This window comes from Elusimicrobiota bacterium (assembly GCA_016218575.1).
GTDB lineage: Bacteria > Elusimicrobiota > Elusimicrobia > UBA1565 > UBA9628 > JACRDN01.
On record JACRDN010000023.1, the window covers coordinates 88,208 to 103,761 of the forward strand.

17 protein-coding genes are annotated in these 15,554 nt (G+C 62.2%); 6 read left to right on the plus strand and 11 right to left on the minus strand.

Translation table 11 applies throughout. From position 1 onward, the window contains the following. Nucleotides 1-105: 105 nt before the first annotated feature. Genes HY921_12945 through HY921_12970 form a run of 6 tightly spaced genes read right to left on the minus strand, consistent with a single transcriptional unit; the run spans nucleotide 106 to nucleotide 5,559 of the window. Nucleotides 106-1,131 carry an alcohol dehydrogenase catalytic domain-containing protein gene (locus HY921_12945; protein MBI5631778.1) on the minus strand — a complete coding sequence of 342 codons (1,026 nt, stop codon included), beginning with the start codon at nucleotides 1,129-1,131 and terminating at the stop codon, nucleotides 106-108. Next, the gene (locus HY921_12950) at nucleotides 1,128-1,982 is read right to left on the minus strand and encodes a glycosyltransferase (protein MBI5631779.1); all 855 of its coding nucleotides are present in this window, start codon (nucleotides 1,980-1,982) and stop codon (nucleotides 1,128-1,130) included. Before HY921_12950 ends, HY921_12945 begins: the two co-directional genes overlap by 4 nt. After that, a complete protein-coding gene (locus tag HY921_12955; GenBank protein MBI5631780.1) occupies nucleotides 1,975-2,910 on the minus strand; it encodes a phosphoglycerate dehydrogenase in 936 nt (311 codons plus the stop codon). The genes HY921_12950 and HY921_12955 overlap by 8 nt, the downstream gene beginning before the upstream one ends. Further along, nucleotides 2,907-3,638, minus strand: coding sequence for a 3-deoxy-manno-octulosonate cytidylyltransferase (locus HY921_12960; GenBank protein MBI5631781.1), 732 nt, complete (start codon nucleotides 3,636-3,638; stop codon nucleotides 2,907-2,909). Before HY921_12960 ends, HY921_12955 begins: the two co-directional genes overlap by 4 nt. Next, nucleotides 3,635-4,579, minus strand: a complete 945-nt coding sequence (locus tag HY921_12965; GenBank protein MBI5631782.1) for a hypothetical protein — start codon at nucleotides 4,577-4,579, stop codon at nucleotides 3,635-3,637. Before HY921_12965 ends, HY921_12960 begins: the two co-directional genes overlap by 4 nt. Beyond that, nucleotides 4,579-5,559 carry a KpsF/GutQ family sugar-phosphate isomerase gene (locus HY921_12970; GenBank protein ID MBI5631783.1) on the minus strand — a complete coding sequence of 327 codons (981 nt, stop codon included), beginning with the start codon at nucleotides 5,557-5,559 and terminating at the stop codon, nucleotides 4,579-4,581. The genes HY921_12965 and HY921_12970 overlap by 1 nt, the downstream gene beginning before the upstream one ends. Nucleotides 5,560-5,653: 94 nt before the next feature. Here HY921_12970 and HY921_12975 point away from each other — a divergent pair, with 94 nt between their 5' ends. The 6 genes from HY921_12975 to HY921_13000 all read left to right on the plus strand — a co-directional run bounded on the left by HY921_12975 (nucleotide 5,654) and on the right by HY921_13000 (nucleotide 9,500). Continuing rightward, nucleotides 5,654-6,649, plus strand: a complete 996-nt coding sequence (locus HY921_12975; protein ID MBI5631784.1) for an NAD-dependent epimerase/dehydratase family protein — start codon at nucleotides 5,654-5,656, stop codon at nucleotides 6,647-6,649. Next, the gene (locus tag HY921_12980) at nucleotides 6,639-7,124 is read left to right on the plus strand and encodes a GNAT family N-acetyltransferase (GenBank protein ID MBI5631785.1); all 486 of its coding nucleotides are present in this window, start codon (nucleotides 6,639-6,641) and stop codon (nucleotides 7,122-7,124) included. Before HY921_12975 ends, HY921_12980 begins: the two co-directional genes overlap by 11 nt. Before the next feature lie 101 nt (nucleotides 7,125-7,225). After that, nucleotides 7,226-7,576, plus strand: a complete 351-nt coding sequence (locus tag HY921_12985) for a BrnT family toxin (GenBank protein ID MBI5631786.1) — start codon at nucleotides 7,226-7,228, stop codon at nucleotides 7,574-7,576. Between the two features lie 226 nt (nucleotides 7,577-7,802). Then, a complete protein-coding gene (locus HY921_12990; protein ID MBI5631787.1) occupies nucleotides 7,803-8,570 on the plus strand; it encodes a class I SAM-dependent methyltransferase in 768 nt (255 codons plus the stop codon). An 11-nt stretch (nucleotides 8,571-8,581) separates the two neighbouring features. Next, the gene (locus HY921_12995; GenBank protein MBI5631788.1) at nucleotides 8,582-9,061 is read left to right on the plus strand and encodes a tetratricopeptide repeat protein; all 480 of its coding nucleotides are present in this window, start codon (nucleotides 8,582-8,584) and stop codon (nucleotides 9,059-9,061) included. A gap of 55 nt (nucleotides 9,062-9,116) precedes the next feature. Beyond that, complete coding sequence (locus HY921_13000; GenBank protein ID MBI5631789.1) at nucleotides 9,117-9,500, plus strand: hypothetical protein; 384 nt, start codon at nucleotides 9,117-9,119, stop codon at nucleotides 9,498-9,500. 74 nt (nucleotides 9,501-9,574) lie between these two features. Here the strand turns inward: HY921_13000 and HY921_13005 are convergent, their stop codons facing one another. From HY921_13005 to HY921_13025, 5 genes are all read right to left on the minus strand, one after another. Next, nucleotides 9,575-10,030 (minus strand): CatB-related O-acetyltransferase, encoded by a 456-nt coding sequence (locus tag HY921_13005; protein ID MBI5631790.1) that lies wholly within the window; start codon nucleotides 10,028-10,030, stop codon nucleotides 9,575-9,577. A gap of 185 nt (nucleotides 10,031-10,215) precedes the next feature. Beyond that, complete coding sequence (locus tag HY921_13010; GenBank protein ID MBI5631791.1) at nucleotides 10,216-11,313, minus strand: histidinol-phosphate aminotransferase family protein; 1,098 nt, start codon at nucleotides 11,311-11,313, stop codon at nucleotides 10,216-10,218. Next, complete coding sequence (locus HY921_13015) at nucleotides 11,310-12,323, minus strand: radical SAM protein (protein MBI5631792.1); 1,014 nt, start codon at nucleotides 12,321-12,323, stop codon at nucleotides 11,310-11,312. The genes HY921_13010 and HY921_13015 overlap by 4 nt, the downstream gene beginning before the upstream one ends. A gap of 46 nt (nucleotides 12,324-12,369) precedes the next feature. Further along, complete coding sequence (locus tag HY921_13020; GenBank protein ID MBI5631793.1) at nucleotides 12,370-13,869, minus strand: glycosyltransferase family 39 protein; 1,500 nt, start codon at nucleotides 13,867-13,869, stop codon at nucleotides 12,370-12,372. Further along, the gene (locus HY921_13025) at nucleotides 13,866-15,485 is read right to left on the minus strand and encodes an oligosaccharide flippase family protein (GenBank protein MBI5631794.1); all 1,620 of its coding nucleotides are present in this window, start codon (nucleotides 15,483-15,485) and stop codon (nucleotides 13,866-13,868) included. Before HY921_13025 ends, HY921_13020 begins: the two co-directional genes overlap by 4 nt. Between the last annotated feature and the right edge of the window lie 69 nt (nucleotides 15,486-15,554).

The following is a 15,554-nucleotide window of genomic DNA, read 5'->3' on the forward strand; positions in this document are numbered from 1 at the left end:
ATTTTACAAAAATTGACGATGGAATAGCATGTTTGGCGTATTCAATGTGTTGCATCCGCGACCCAAGTTTGAAAGCGTTCGTCCTGCTTCATGACTCAGGGCTTGTTAAGCCGCAAAATCGACGCGGAGGGCGACTTTAAGGCTGGTCTTGGCCCGCGCCGCGGCCCAGGCCTTCTCGTAGTCCTCGAGAGGAAATTCCGGGCCGAAAAAGAGGGAGAGGTCGAGCCTGGGCAGGATTTCAAGAGCCTCCTTGAAATCGCGGGCGCCCGACCCCACGGATCCGATCAAGGCGCGGTCATACGCGACGATGGACTCGAAAGGAAATGGACGCTGGTCATAAGGAAGGCCCAGCAGGAGCATGCTCGCTCCCGGACGAGATCCCGCGACGGCGGCGTGCAGGGCCTCTGGGTTTCCCGTGGCCTCCACGATGCAGTCGAAGCCGGCGAGCCCCGAGAGCCCGGCGCGGGCCTCGAGACCGGCTTTTTGCGCCAGAGCCCGGCGTCCCGGGTCGCGCTCGATCACGGCCGGGTGGTGGCCTCTGGATTTTAAGACTAAGGCCGCGAGCATGCCGACGGCCCCGGCCCCGATCACGGCCGCGCCGCGCGGCCGGCGCTCGGCGCCCCAAGCGCCTCCGAGGCGGCGCAGGCCCTTGCAGACCACGGCCAAAGGCTCGCAGAGGGAGGCGGCCCGCAGGGGGATCGCGGGCGGGACTCGGTGGACGACCCGGGCGGGTGCCAGAACAAGCTCGGCGTAGCCCCCATCCAGGTTCATGACGCCCATTTCCCGGCGCTTGGGGCAGGCTATGGCGTTGTCCTCGGAGCATAAGGCGCATTCCCCGCAGCCCTGGATGCACTCGACCACGACGGGATCCCCGGGTTTAAGGCCGCAAACACCTTCCCCGGCCGCGGCCACGCGCCCGGAGAGCTCGTGCCCGGGGACTATGGGGTATTTGGCGGTCCCGTCCTTGAAATAGCCAAGCCTTCCATCGAAAACCTCGAGGTCGGTGGCGCAGACGCCCTGCCAGGCCGGGCGCACGAGTATTTCACCCGGTTCCAACTTGGGGGTGGATCGTTCAAGAAGTCTCGCTCGATTGGGGCCTTCGATCACCACCGCGCGGTAAGTGGAGTTCATGGCTCGCCTTTCGCGGCCTCGCTCCAAACCCCGGCCACGGTCCCGGCCACCTTATTGAGCCTGAAGCGCAGGATCTCCCCGAGCTTGGAGGACAATAGGCCGCGCTTGGAGGCCTCGATGAGATCGCGGGAAAGCCATTTGAGCTCGCCCCAAAGCTCCACCGGCAGGTCCCGGCGCCGCAGCCACCCGATGCGGCGCGCGGCGATCCCTTCCCTGAAATAGCGGCGGCGCACCTGCTCCCAGGTCTCCTCGTGGATGTGGTGGATGGGCGCGTCGTGGGCGTAGGCGACGCGCCAGCCCCGGGCCCGCCACCAGCGCGCCCACTCGATGTCCTCGAGGCCCGGGAGGCCCTCGTCGAATGGGTGCAGGCCCCAAAGGCTCTTGCGCAGGGCCGAGTTGGCGTTGTTGGCGAAGAAGTGCTCGTCCACCTCCTTGGCCTCCCCGCCGAAGAAGCGGTCGAAGTCCAAGGTCTCGGCAAACTTCGAGGTGTCCCAGCCGATCTGGCGGCCGTAGACCATGGCGATCTTGGGGTTTTCCCTCAAGGGTCTGAGAAGGCTTTCGAGCCAACGCTCGTGCACCGGGCGGGTGTGGGCGGAGACCACGGCCACCAGAGGAGCCGTCGCCGCGCGCACCCCGATGTTAAGGGAGCGGCCGAAGGTGAACTCCTCGGCGGGGATCGTCTCGACGCGGATCCTGCGCCCGCGCGCGATGGAGACGGTGGCGTCGGTGGACCCCGAGTCCACGAGAACCACCTCGACCGAGCGCTCGCTTTGCCCCGCGATGCCGTCCAGAAGCGCGGGCAGATGCCGGGCCTCGTTCTTGGCCCGGATGACGATGGAAATCTCAGGCATTAAGGCCCTCGAGGAGGTTCTTGATCGTGCTGGCGTGTACCCGCTCGTAAGCGCGGGGGCTGCCATTGGAGTTGTGGGGCGACATAACGACCTGGGACAGGCGCCGAAGCGCGCTGTCGGCGGGCAATGGCTCGCGCTCGTAGACGTCGAGCCCGGCCCCGGCGAGCCTGCCGCTTTCGAGCGCGGCCACGAGGTCGTTTTCCACGACTATCGGGCCGCGGGCGGCATTTAAGAGGTAGGAGCCGGGCTTGATTAGAGAGAAAGCCTTTTTATCCATGAGACGGCGGGAACTAGGATTCAGGTCGCAGTTGAGAGAAATAAAATCCGCAGCGGATAGGAGTTTTTCCAAGGGCAGCATTTTCATGCCGGTTTCTTTAAGAAAATTTTCCGAAGGGTGGATGGGATCCGTCCCAAGCAGCGTCATTCCAAAGCCCCTGGCCCTTCGGGCCACGGCGCGGCCGATGTGGCCCACCCCGATAATGCCCAAGGTTTTCTCGCCCAGCGCGAAAAGAGGGGGTTTCTCCCATTTCCCGGCCCGGATGCCGCGGTCCTGCTCCGCGGGCTTGCGCGCGAACCACAGCATCCAGGCGAGCACCGTGTCGGCCACGGGCTCGGTGAAGGCGTTGGGGGTATTTCTCACCTGCACGCCGCGCGCCTTGCAGGCCTCCTGGTCTATGGAATCTATCCCCGTCCCCCACTTTGAGATCACCTTGAGCTTGGGCGCTCCCGCCAGCACTTTGGCCGTGACCTTGTCGTCGCCGCAAATGAGGCCGTCCACGTCCCCGATCACGGCCAAGAGCTCGTTTTCCTCCAAGCGCTCGCGCACTTGGGCCACTACCACCTCGCAGCCGGCCTTCTCGAGGTCGGCCTTGAAGCGGCCGATCACGGGCATGGCGTAGGGCGCAGAAACCAGTACTTTGGGCTTCATGGGAGCTCCCTCATGAGGGCTTCCACTCGCGCCAGGTCCTCGGGCGTGTCCACGGCGCGCGAGGAATGCCCGGTCGGGGCCATGCGGACCTTGATCCCGTGCTCGAGGAAGCGCAGCATGTCCACGGACTCCGCTTTCTCAAGGGGGGTGGGTGCCAAGCGAGCGTAAAGCTCGAGGGCGTCGGCGCGGAAGGGCATCACGCAGACCTGCTTCCAAGCGGGGAAGCTTCCCCAGGGGCCGAGCTTGCGGGTGGGGATGGGCTCCCGGGAGAACATGAGGGCGTTTCCGTTGAGGTCCAAGACCACCTTGATGCAGTTGCGGTCCTCGAACTCGGACTCGCTTTGGATGCGCCCGGCCAAATTGACGCAGGCGACCGCGGGGTCGGCCAGGGGTGCCAGGGCCTCCTCCACCATCTCGGGCGAGGTCATGGGCTCGTCGCCCTGGACGAGGACATAGGCGTCGGCCTTGACCTTGCGGGCCGCCTCGGCCACGCGGTCGCTGGCGCGCTCGTGCTTGTCCGAGGTCATGACGAACGGTGCCCCGAAGGCCTTGCAGGCCAGCGCGATCTCCGAGTCGCAGGTGGCGACCACGGTGTCCGCGAGGGCCCGGCAGCGGGAAACGCGCTCCCAGACATGCTGGATCATGGGCTTTCCCAGGAGTTTGGCCAAGGGCTTTCCGGGAAAGCGAGTTGAGCCCATGCGCGCCGGCAGTATGGCGACCGCCTTCACGAAAGGGAGACCTCCACGGCGGTCTCGAAAGTCCCGCCCGGGGGCAGGCAGGCGCAGCGCCCGGCCGCGGCCGCCTGACTTAGATCCTTGGGCCAATTCGTGCAAGGCTCGAGCACCGCGGTGTAATGCCCGCGCCAGCCCCCGAAGTCCATGAACAGCCAGCAATGCGGGAAGGCCTTTGGATCGAAGCTCATGCGCAGCCCCGCCCCGTCGGGCCTTCGGATCCCGGCCCAGCCCTCGGGGAGGTCGCAGACGTAGACGAATTCTCTGTCCCACCCGGCCGGGGGCAAAAGGGAAATGTCCACGCCCCGGCCGTTTTTGTCCAAGCCCAGGGGCCAGGCAAAGGGCCCGGCTTCCCCCAGGCGGGAAGAGAACGCCAGGTCCACGGGGCGCATGGAACCTCCCGGAAGCTCGATGCGGTCTCCCGGGCGCACCGCGGCGGCCAAGTGCTGCTTGAGCATGAAGCGCAGGGGCTTCTTCTCCAAGTTTTGCACGCGGTAGAGCACAGTCAGTTCCTTCACTCCGGCTTTAAGCGTGATGGTTTTCTCGCACGAAGCGGCGACCGAATTGGTTTTGAGCCGTAGACGGATTTGCGCCTGCCGGGAGGAGTCCTCCGCTATTTCGGCCGTCCAAGCTTTGCTCCACCACTCCCCGTGGTCCGGGAGCTCCCGCCCATCGAAGGCTCCCGGCGCGTCGTTGGGGAAGAGATCCTCCCAGCCGCCGGCCCAATTGTCGTCATAGGTCCCGCCCTTCTGGGGCGGGGCCGGGGAGAGATTCTCGTTGTGCCAAATCCACTGGATGCCGCGTTCCGCATCCTCCAAGGTCCAGATTTTTCCACCCAAGCCGGGGAGAATTTCCGCGCGCAGACGGCCGTTGTTAAACCGCCAGACTTCTTGGCCGTTCTGCACATCGCGGCTCAGCAAAGTTGTCGCCGCTCCCATCAGAGGCCCCGGGCTCTTAGGTCGTGGGTCTGTATCAGTCCCACGGAGCGGCCTTTCTTGTCCACCACGGGGAGAACATTGAAGGGATTATTGCGGTCCTCCATCGCCTCGAGGGCCTCGGCCGCGAGCGCGTCCGGGCTTATGGTGGTGGGCTTGGGATTCATGACCTCCCTGACGGTGAGGCGGTTGAAGTCCGCGCCGCCCCCGAGAGCCCGTCGAATGTCGAAGTCGGTAACCAAGCCCAAGAATCGCCCTTTCTTGTCCACCACCGAGGCGGCTCCCGCCTGCAGGCGGGTGATCACGGAAAGAAGGTCGCGCGTGGTTTGATGCGCGAGCACAGTCGGATTGTCGGGGCCGGCCCGCATCACGTCTTTGACGCGCAGATGCAGGCGCCGGCCCAGGCGCCCGGCCGGATGGTTGGCCGCGAAATGCTCGGCCTTGAATCCCCGGCGCTTCATGAGCGCCACGGCCAAGGCGTCGCCCAGGGCCATGGCCACCGTCGTGCTCGTGGTGGGAGCGAGATTCAGCGGACAGGCCTCGGCCGGAATGGGCATGTCGAGGACGAGGTCGGCGGCCTTTCCCAAGGTGGAGCGGGCATTGGCTGTAATGACCAGCAGCCTGACCTTTCGGGAGGAAAGGGCGGGCAGGAGGGTGTTTAATTCCTCAGATTCTCCCGACTTGCCCAGGGCCAGCACCAAATCGCCCCTCTGCACCGCACCGAGCCCCCCGTGCAGGGCTTCCCCGGGGTCCAGGAACATGGCCGGGGTCCCGGTCGAGGAGAAGGTGGCCGCGATCTTCTGGGCCACGAGTCCCGATTTGCCCACCCCCGTTACGATAACCTTGCCCCGGCAGGCGGCCAGCATTTCCACCGCGCGAGCCCAGCGCCCGTCTATGGTCCCCAGCATCCGACCCAAGGCCTTGGCCTCGAGCGCGACCACCCGGCGAATCTCATCCAAGGCCGCCTTTTTGGAATTAGGCATATGTTTGCTACAAATTCTACCAAATACTCTTGCCTCAGCTACAGGAGGTCCTGCCGACGACTTCGGCCATATCCATGTAATTGATAAGCTATATATGGTGAGAATCCTTATTTTGGGCGGGACAGTTTTTCTTGGCCGCCATATCGTAGAAGCCGGCCTCTCGCGGGGGCATAGCATTACGCTATTCAATCGCGGACGGCAGAATCCAGAGCTCTTTCCAACGGTAGAAAAACTCTGTGGCGATCGCAACGGCGATCTGTCCGCGCTCGAAGGAATACGTTTCGATGCCGTCATTGACACATCTACTTATACGCCAAAGCAGGCGGCCAACATCGCAGAAATTCTCGGCGACTCGATCGAACATTACACATTCATCTCGAGTGTTTCTGCTTATGCGAGCTTTCCCCCGGGGCGTTCATATGACGAAAATTCTCCGCTCGCGCAAGGCAATGAAGGCTATGGCCCGCTTAAAGCGCGCTCCGAGGAGACTCTTGAGGTTGCGTATCCTGGGCAAGTCGCCCACGTTCGTCCGGGGCTTATCGTTGGCCCCTGCGATCCTACAGACCGGTTTACTTACTGGCCGCAACGGATTAAACGAGGCGGAGACGTGCTAGCGCCTGGGCGGCCAGAACGCCCCGTGCAGTTCATCGATGTGCGGGATCTCGGTGACTGGTGCATCCGATTGGCTGAGGCAAAGGCTGCCGGGAGATTCAACGCCGTTGGTCCGCGGCAGACGCTGACAATGCAGCAGTTGCTCAAGGAGTGCTGCAGCACGCTTGGAAGCGATGCCCGTTTTCACTGGGTCCCGGATGATGAGTTGATCGCGGCCGGAATCGAAGCCTGGACAGAGCTTCCATTATGGATTCCAGAAAATGACGAAGATTCCGGGGGCTTTCTCCAGGGGGACAACCGGAAGGCAATTGCAAATGGTCTTACCTATCGGGCACTCTCCGATACCATAAGGACAACTTTTGAATGGTTCACCCGATGCGGTCGAGCTCCCGATTCGCCGATTAGGATTAATCCGATTTCCTCCCAAAAGGAGGCTGCGATTTTAGAAAGCCGAAAGATGAGAACGCATGCAGCTTAAACTGATGGACGGATGCAGGCCGCGCATTCGAGCGGCTCGCGCCGATGAGCTTCGCGCGATTTATCTCATGGGATATGATGCTTGGGGGAGGGGAGGCTCGATCGACGCCTATCTCCTGGAATGCGAAAGATCGCCGAAATACGCGTCAGGCAAATGGTACGTGCTGGAGATTGCCGGCCGTCTCTTGAGCGCACTTATCTGCTACCGCAACGTTTTCGGCCTTCCGCAGGGCGCGTGGGGTTTGGGATCGCTGGCTACTTCGCCAGAGTCTCGGCGGTGTGGCTATGCCTCGGCTCTAATTGGGGAAGTGTTGCGAATCGAAGAGGGACCGACCTTTCTGCACGCGGATATTGCGCCTGCCTTTTATCGTCGGTTCGGGTTCGTCGAGCTGTCCATACGCATGCAGGGCGCCGGCTCTTCGATTATGGTACGAGGCTCATTGCCCGAGGGATTTCGGCCGCCGTCTTATTTCTAAATGGGCCGACAGGGCTTTTCCGCAGAAGATGGCGTCAACCAGCCGAAAGTCGGAAATATTCCTTGCGAAGTAATAAATAGTGCTGTACACTATATTAAATAATGGCGAAGTTTAAATTCATCGAGTGGTTGATCCTATGGCTTCAGGAGACGCCGCGGTTTGAATTTGACTGGGATGAGGGAAATAGCTCAAAGAGCGCGGCAAAGCACAGCGTCACAACAGCGGAGACAGAAGAAGTCTTTGGGTTGGGGCAAGCCGCGGCCTTGGGTGTTCAAATGAGCCCCGAGGTGCCTGAGGAGCGGTTGGGGATTGTAGGGGCGACCATGTCAGGCCGCATCCTTCATGTGGTTTTTACCCTTAGGGCAGGTAAGGTTAGACCGATCAGTTCTCGGCCAGCAAAGAAGGATGAGAGGGAATACTATGAAGCGTATCTACGCGAAATCTCCGATTGAGTATCGGGCTTCCTCAAAATTTGAGGAGAAAAAACTTTTGGCCGCGGCGAAACGTCTTAAGAGGAAGCGCAAGCTGCCGACAAGCATAGCCTTGGAAGAAGAGACGATTCGAGAGCTCAAGGAGCTTGCTGCTTGGCGGGGAGTTCCCTATCAAATCCTAATGCGAATGTTCATCCTGGAGGGTTTGCATCAATCGAGGGTTCGGGATTCGCGCTAAATTAGAAACATGACAACAAATTTCGGGGCCGCTGCCAAAGATTACGCGAAATTTCGAGTTGGCTTTCCCGATTCTCTGTTTGAGCGACTTGGCGCTTTCGGAATTGGCGTCGCGGGGCAGACTGTCGTTGATTTGGGCACGGGAACGGGAACTTTGGCGCGAGGATTCGCCCTCCGGGGAGCTCGGGTATTTGGCATTGACCCCGACGTTCGCCTCCTTGAGCAGGCCCGGCAGCTCGATTTCATCGCCAAGGCGGGCGTCGAATACAAGACTGGTTCGGCCGAAGCCATCCCGTTTGGGAATCAAATGGCGGACGTCGTTTCGGCGGGCCAATGCTGGCATTGGTTCGATGGCCCCGCGGCCGCAAAAGAAATCTCGCGTATTGCGAGAACGCAGGGGGGGGCCGTCATCGCGCATTTTGATTGGCTTCCCTTCCCCGGCAACGTCGTCGAAGCGACCGAACGTCTGATCACGGCCCACAATCCGAGCTGGCATATGGGCGGCGGCAATGGATTTCATCCCGAAAGCCTGCCGCACTTGCGTTCGGCTGGCTTCTCCGAATTCCAGAGCTTCTCGTACGATGTTTATATCGCCTACTCTCCCGAGGCTTGGCGCGGCCGGATTCGAGCGAGCGCCGGAGTGGGAGCGAGCCTATCTCGCGACAAGGTCAAGGACTTCGATGCGGCGTTAGCACGGACGCTTGAGGCGTCTTTCCCAGGCGATGTGCTGCGTATACCGCACCGGGTATTCGCGATCTTGGGGCGGAAAGGAGATTAAGAAGGCTATAGATGGGACCAGTCGAGCGTAAAATAGACGAGGGGCTTGAGTTGGCGCAAGCCGGAAAGCGCGAAGAGGCGCTGGCTCATTTCGCGGAACTCGCGCGAGCGTTTCCCGGCGACGCCCGGGTTCACTATGAGCTTGCCTCGGCTTTGGATTCTCTCGGCCGGGAAGAGGAGGCGATTCCGCACTACCAAAAGGCCCTGGATTCGGGCTTGTCGGAAGAATTCCGGCCGGAGGCGCTTCTGGGATTGGGGAGCTCCCTGCGGGTTGTGGGACGAACGCGGGATGCGGTGGCGCTTTTGGAAAACGCGGCAAAGGAGCACCCGCAATTCGTTCCTTTGAGGGCATTTAGAGCCCTGGCGCGACTTGCCGCTGGAATAGACAAGGAGGAGGCGATTTCGGAGCTGAAGGGTCTGCTGCATGGGGGCGAGTTGGGCGCTTACGAACGAGTAGTCCGGCGTTACTTCGAAGAACTGACCTCTCCTTGACCGTGGGCGCGCAAACAGGAACTTTGGCGCAAGCGCGGTGTCTTGATGGGACATCATGCGTTTGGCCATAGCATTCGTCGTTGCAGCTCTCTGCGTCCTCATCGCGCCCGGCCCGCTTCACGCGGGCAAGCTGGACCTCGATATTTACGGAACCGCGCCCAATCTGCCTCGGGCTCCCAACAATGGGGTGCGGCCGCAGTTCCGGCTGCTGCCCGGCGACCCGCGCGGCCTGCAGGGCGAGAGCCGGTGGGTGCGCAATGTGTCGCACGCGGGATACGCGGGCCTGGGCGTGGCGGGCTTGGTGGGGGCCTTGGCCACAGGCGGGATAGGTCCAGCCATTGGTTTCGGGGTCGTGGCTCTCATCCATGGCTACGGCTTGTGGAGAGAGCGCGGTGAGCCAAGCCAGCCGCCGCATCCCAGGCGCGTTCCGGAGCCCTGAGACGATGGAACTAAAAGGGACCCTCGTATACTTGAAGTCACAATTTATGACTTCAAGTTGGGGAGGGATTTGTGTTAGCGACAGAACGCCTTGACCTTGTCCAGCGAGTCCCACACGCCTGCGTCGGTCATCTTCTGGAGGGTCTGGCGGTCGAAGTCCCACCAGCGGAGCTTGAGGAGGTAGGCGATGTCCTTGGGTCTGAATCGGTAGCGCAGGACCTTGGCGGGGCTGCCGACGGCGACGGCGTAGGGGGGGATGTCCTTGGTGACCACACTGCCGGCGCCGAGCACGGCGCCGTGGCCGACCGTGACTCCCTTGAGCACGGTGACATTGGCGCCGATCCAGACATCGTGGCCGATGGTTGCGGTCTCGGCGTCCTTCTCGTAGTCCTTGAAGCCCTTGACCAAGCCCCCGCAGGCCTCCGACAGATAGAAAGAATGGGTGGAGACCCAGAGATTGTGCTCCCAGAGCCCGATGTAGACGCCGGGGCCGATGGAGTTGAACTTGCCTATCGTCGAGGCGTTGACCATTGCGTAGGGCCCGATCACCGAATAGTCCCCGATGGCGCTGGCGCGCAGTTCCGTGTGGGGCTTCAAGCGGCTGTAGTCCCCCATGATGCTGCGCCTGACCGAGCAGTCCGGTCCGATGATCGAGGTCTTGGCGAGAGTGTTGCTGTCCTTGGCCTTGAGCCAGTCCTTTCGGAAGTTCTGGAATTTCACGCCGAGAGCCTCCCGGGATTGGCCTTGGCCCAAGTTTTGAATTCCTTGAGAAAGGCCTCCATGGCTTTCCTCGGCCCCAGCGTGACGCGCACGGCGCGGTCTAGTGGTTTCTCAAATGAGGCCCTGATGTATATTTTCTTCTTGCGCATCTGAGCCACCAGATCCTTGACCGCCTCGTTGTCGCGCAGAAAAACCAGCATGGCGTTGGTCCTGTCCCCGCCCAGCCAGCGCGCGCCCATGGCGGCGAGGCCCCGGCGCAGCTTGTCGCGGCCCTCTTGGGTGGCGCGGGCGTAGTTCTTCATGATATCAGGGTGGTCGAGCATGTACGAGGCCACGGCCATGGAGAGGCTGTTGGACTCGACCAAGGAGCGGGTCTTGGAGAGATAAGAGATGGTCTCGGGCCGGGACATCATGTATCCGACCCGGGCCCCGGCCAGGCCGAAGGCCTTGGAGCAGGTCTGGAGGATGATGACGTTGTCAAATTCTCCGATGAGGCCCGCGGCGGTCTCGGCGCCGAAGAAGCCGTAGGCCTCGTCCACGACGAGAAAGGCCCCTCGCTCTTGGCAGCGCCGGGCTAGGTCCCGCAGGAACGGGACGCCGACGTAGCTTTCGATGGGCAGGTTGGGATTGGGGACGCAGACGAACGCGGTTCTGCCGCTCAGGCCCGAGTCGATGTCCGAGAGGCGCAGCTCCGGGCGCTCATCGAAGCCTATGGCCCTGTGGTTTACCCGGTAGATGGACGAGTATATCCGGTACATGGGGTAGGTGGGATCCACCACCAGGACCTCGTCTCCCGGCTCGGTTAAGGTCTCGTAAAGGACGCGGATGGACTCGGTGATGCCGTTGGTCAGGTACAGGTGGTCGGCGGGAAGGCTGGTGAAGCGAGAGAGCTTGTCGTAGAAGCCGGCCGGGTCCGGGTAATAGTTGAGGAGCCGGCTCGTGAGCCCCCGGCGCAGGTCCGCCATAACGCTCTTGGGGAATGGGACGACGCGCTCGTTGCGGTCGAGGCACAGCCCCTCCTCCATGTCGCGGCCCGAGGAGGTGCGGTAGCGCTCCAGGGCCAGAAGATGCGGCTTGAAGCGCCGATGGCTCATGAACGGCGTTTCTTGGGAGGTTCGGGCGCGAAGGGGCGCGCGAACTCTGGCACCAGGGGTGCCGTCGGCTCGTCGCAGTTGCCCAGGCAATTGTGGCAGATGAGGCCCTTGAGGTCGCCCGAGATGTGGCGCTCCCTGAGCCTTACGAAGCGCTCGTTGTGCCAGGCCTCCTTCATGGTGGTCACGCTCAGGTCCGCCACGCAGAGGTAATTCTGGTAGTCCACGACACAGGTCGTCATGAAGCCCTGCGGGGTGATGGTGCAGCGGAAAAAGGGGTCCGGGCACTTGCCGAGCTTCTGGCCGGGGAGCATGCTCCCGAGGAGATTGTTTTTGTCCACATCCTCGGTGGCGTTGTTCTCGTACATGTTGCCGCCCTGGTTGGAGCAGCCGCGCAAATCGTCGGCGTCCGTGTAGGGCTCGAGGAGCTTCTGGAGGATGGGCCATTCCCCCTCGGTCAAGCGCGTGGGCACCATGCTGAAGTAGAGCCCGTATTTGAGCCCGCTTTTCTCCCGATAGGCGTGGAACCACTTGATGTGCTCGATGACCTTGTCGAAGTCGTCGCTGCCGTGGATTTTCTTGTAGGACTCGCGGGTTCCGGCGTTGACCGAGAACTTGACGCTGTCCAAGCCCGCGTCCAGAACGGGCTTGGCCCGTTCGGGGGTGGCCAGGGCCGCGTTGGTGGTGATGAAGACGTAGCCGACCCCGATTTTCTTGGCGTAGGCCACGAACTCGGCCAGATCCTTGCGCACGAAGGGCTCTCCGGTGGCGTAGAAGCCCACGTCCGTGGTGCCGTTTTCCTTGCACTCGCGCAGGAGCCGGAAGGCCAGCTCCTTGTCCATGTTGGCGCGCTCGGCGATCTTGACGTTGCTGCAGAACACGCAGGTGTGATTGCAGGCGTTGCTGATGTCGAAGAATACCTCGCGCGGGAAGGGGGGCCGGGGGTTGTCCCACTCCACTTGGGTGCGCTGGGACTTCTTCTTTATGAATTGCGCGGCGGAGCGGTTGGTCATGTCTGTAGCCTCCGCGTTCGGAGGCGAATAATGATTATATCAAACATCACCGGCCTAAAATTCGGTAAAGCTCGGCGTGGACGCCGGGGAAGAGGGGAACGGATTCCAACTTGAGAGTGGGCAAAGTCCCATGGCGCACGGCGCTCATGAGTCCCGCATTGGCTCGATTAAGGAGTGGTGAGAGATCACCCTTTGGAGCGTCCCGGACTAGAATGAGGAAATCCGCACTTTTGTCTTTAAGTCTAATGAGCGCCCCTTCGGCCGAACTCTGGGCGTAGCCCAGGTTGATGAAGCGATAACCGCGGCCTTCGGCCGCTGCGAGCGAACTCAAATTGTTGGCGTTGAGAAACGGGTGCTCCAGAGCCACCGCGATGACCGAGCCCGGACCCGCGTGCCTGGCGGCCGCGGCGACCAAAGCGGCGCGGTCCCAGCCGGGGTTATTCGAGGGGGGGCCGTTATAGGCTAGGGCGCGAGCCTCGGGCCAGCCGAAAGTTTGGGAGCTGAATACTCCGAGTGGAATCAGGATGATGAGCCCCAGAAGGCTTCTTCGAAGCCTTCCACTGGCCCAGGAGGCGGCGCAGGCCCCTAGTCCTATGGCCAAGGCCGGCAAGGCCGGGGCCAGATAGCGCAGTTCCTTGTTGACTCCCATCGTCCAGGCGAGCCATGGCAATAAAAACCATCCCGCTAGAAATTTGGATGGGGAGAGCTCGCCCATTTTCCTCCAGTTCAACAGGATGAGGGAGAAAAAAACCGCTACGCAACTAAAAGACAGGCCTTGCCCCAAGAACTGCAATTGAGGGGAGACAAACCGCGCCCACGGGCCCGAACCGCCGGGCCCGTAGTCTTTCCCGATGGCCCCGAAGCCCGCGCTCCAGGCGAACCCCAAGGCGTACGGCCAATTGAAGGCGTACCAGGTCCCGGCGACCAGGACGGCCGCAAGCGCCGCAGTCTTTGCTTGCGGCCGGAGTTCCCGGCGCATGAGCCAAATGCTGGACAGGGCGTAGATCGGAAAAAGGGACTTGGCCAGCAGGCCAAGCCCTAGGATGAGCCCCAGGGAGAATCCTCTCTCTTTTTCTTTTATTTGGAGGATTCTCCACTGGGTCCAGGTGACTAACGTTGCCAGGACGCATTCCACCAAGTAAATCCGGGATAGTCCGTACAACATTGGCATGAGTGCTGCGAAAATGACGGAGAGAAGGCCGGCCTTCTCTCCATAGAGCTTTCGACCGATCTTGTAGCAGAATACCCAGCACAGGGACAGGGCGAGTTGATTCACCCAAAGCGCCGCCCTCTCGCCCGGCCCAAACAGCCAGTAAAACGGAAGAGGCAGGACGGAAATGAGAGGGGCCTTGATCTTGAAGGAAACGACATACTCCCAAGCGAAGGCGGCCATACTTTGCTTGAGGGCGTAGTAAAAGCGGAAGCTGTTTTCCAAGTACCAGGCGTCGTCCCAGGCCGGGGGCGCCTTGTGATGGAGGATATGCCAGGCGTTGCCGGCCAGGACCAAAGCGCAGACGCCGAGGGCTGCGGCGCGCCAAGCCTTCATTTCTTCTGGAGCGACGAGGCCAATGCGTAGGCGGCCAGCCCCAGGCCGTAGGCCCCGACCAAGGCCAGGACCGCGCCCGTGATGCCCCAGCGCGGGATGAGCAGAAGTCCCAGCGCCGCGTTGGAGAGGCCCGCCACCAAGGAGCCCGCGACCGATATGCAGAGGCCGCGGAAGTCCCTGGCCGAATACAGGGCCGCGGCCACGCCGTGGATCAAGATGAGGGCCGCGGCCGCCGCGAAGAGCGCCGCCCAGTCTAGCCGGAAAGGATATTGCCGGCCGAAGAGGGAGAGAGCCGCGGCCTCGGCCGCGAGGAAAAAGCCCATGGCTCCTAGGGCCATGGGCAGGAAGAATTTCCTAAAAGTCCTCCACGTGGCGCGCTGGCCCTCGGCGGAGCTGGCCAGCGGCACTAGGACCGAGCTCAGCATGTAAAGGAAGGCGAGGCTCACCTGGGCGGTGGAGGTGAAGTAGGCGCTGAAAATCCCGACCTCCTGGGCCGAGTGGTGGTGGTGGTGGAGAATGAGCCGTGCGGGCCCCAGGACGCAGGCGATGGCCAGGAGGTTCAAGGTGGCGACCAAGGCGTATCGGAAAATGAGCCGAAAGGCCGAAGGCTCAAAGGCGGGCTTGAGGTAGGTCCTCAAAGTCCACAGGGAATAGAGCGCGGCCACCGCGAGGCTCGAGCACAAAGTTATGATGAGGGCCTCATGGTTGGGCGGGCCCTTCAGGGCGTAGAAAATTAGGAAGGCCGGCGCGGAAAGCCCATAAATGGCCTCGGCCGCGCCCCGGTAGTCGAAGCGCTTGAGGCCGAGAAGAGGGCTTGAGACCACGATGTAGAAGGCCGTGAAATAAGCGAAGGCGAGGGAGAGGTTGAATAGCGGGATGGGGAGAGAGAGAATGCCAGCGATAGACTCGCGGCCCGCAGCGGCCGCCAGGAGCCAAAGACTTCCCCAAAGCAGGAAGGTAGTGAACGTCGTGGAGATGATCTTGGAACGCTCGGCGGGTTTTTTCTCCTCGGAAACGAATTTGCTCATGGCCAGGGGGAAGCCCATCATGGGCAGTATCTGAAGATACGCGGCGGCGGCGAGCACGAGGTTCGCCTTGCCGTATTCGATCGGCCCGAGCCAGCGCCCCGCCGCCACTTGGGTGAGCAAGGTGGAGGCCTTGGCCAGGCCATAGAGGAACCCGATCCAGGTAAATCCCCGTAAAAAGGCCATCAAGTGCTGGTTTGGGGTCGGCGAGGCCGAGCCCGGCTCGTGCCGAGCCTGGGCGAGGGAAGCTTCCATAGCCCCCTTCAGTTCCGAGAACGCCTTGGCTTGGGCGTGCTCGCGGGCCTTGCGCACCCGGCCGGCGCGGCGCTCGGGAGTCTCGGTTTCGGGCAGGCCATTTGCGGCCTCGACCCACTCCGCGGGGGTTTTGACGAGGTAGAGGCAGTCGCCCATGTGCCTGAGCGCGGGCAAGGGGCTGGCCAGCACAGCAAGCCCTGTGGCCAGGCACTCGTAGAGCTTGGCCGGGATCACGCCGCGGTTGTACTCGTCGTCGGCGTAAGGAAGCAGGAGCGCGTCGTAATGGGAGAGTGTTTCCGGCAGTTTGGCGTGCGGCACCGCCGACTTCAGCCTCACCCCTTCGGGGAGCGGCGGCGGCGCCTCCTTTCTCGGGCCGATCAAGTCCACTTGGAAGCCCGCATCGGC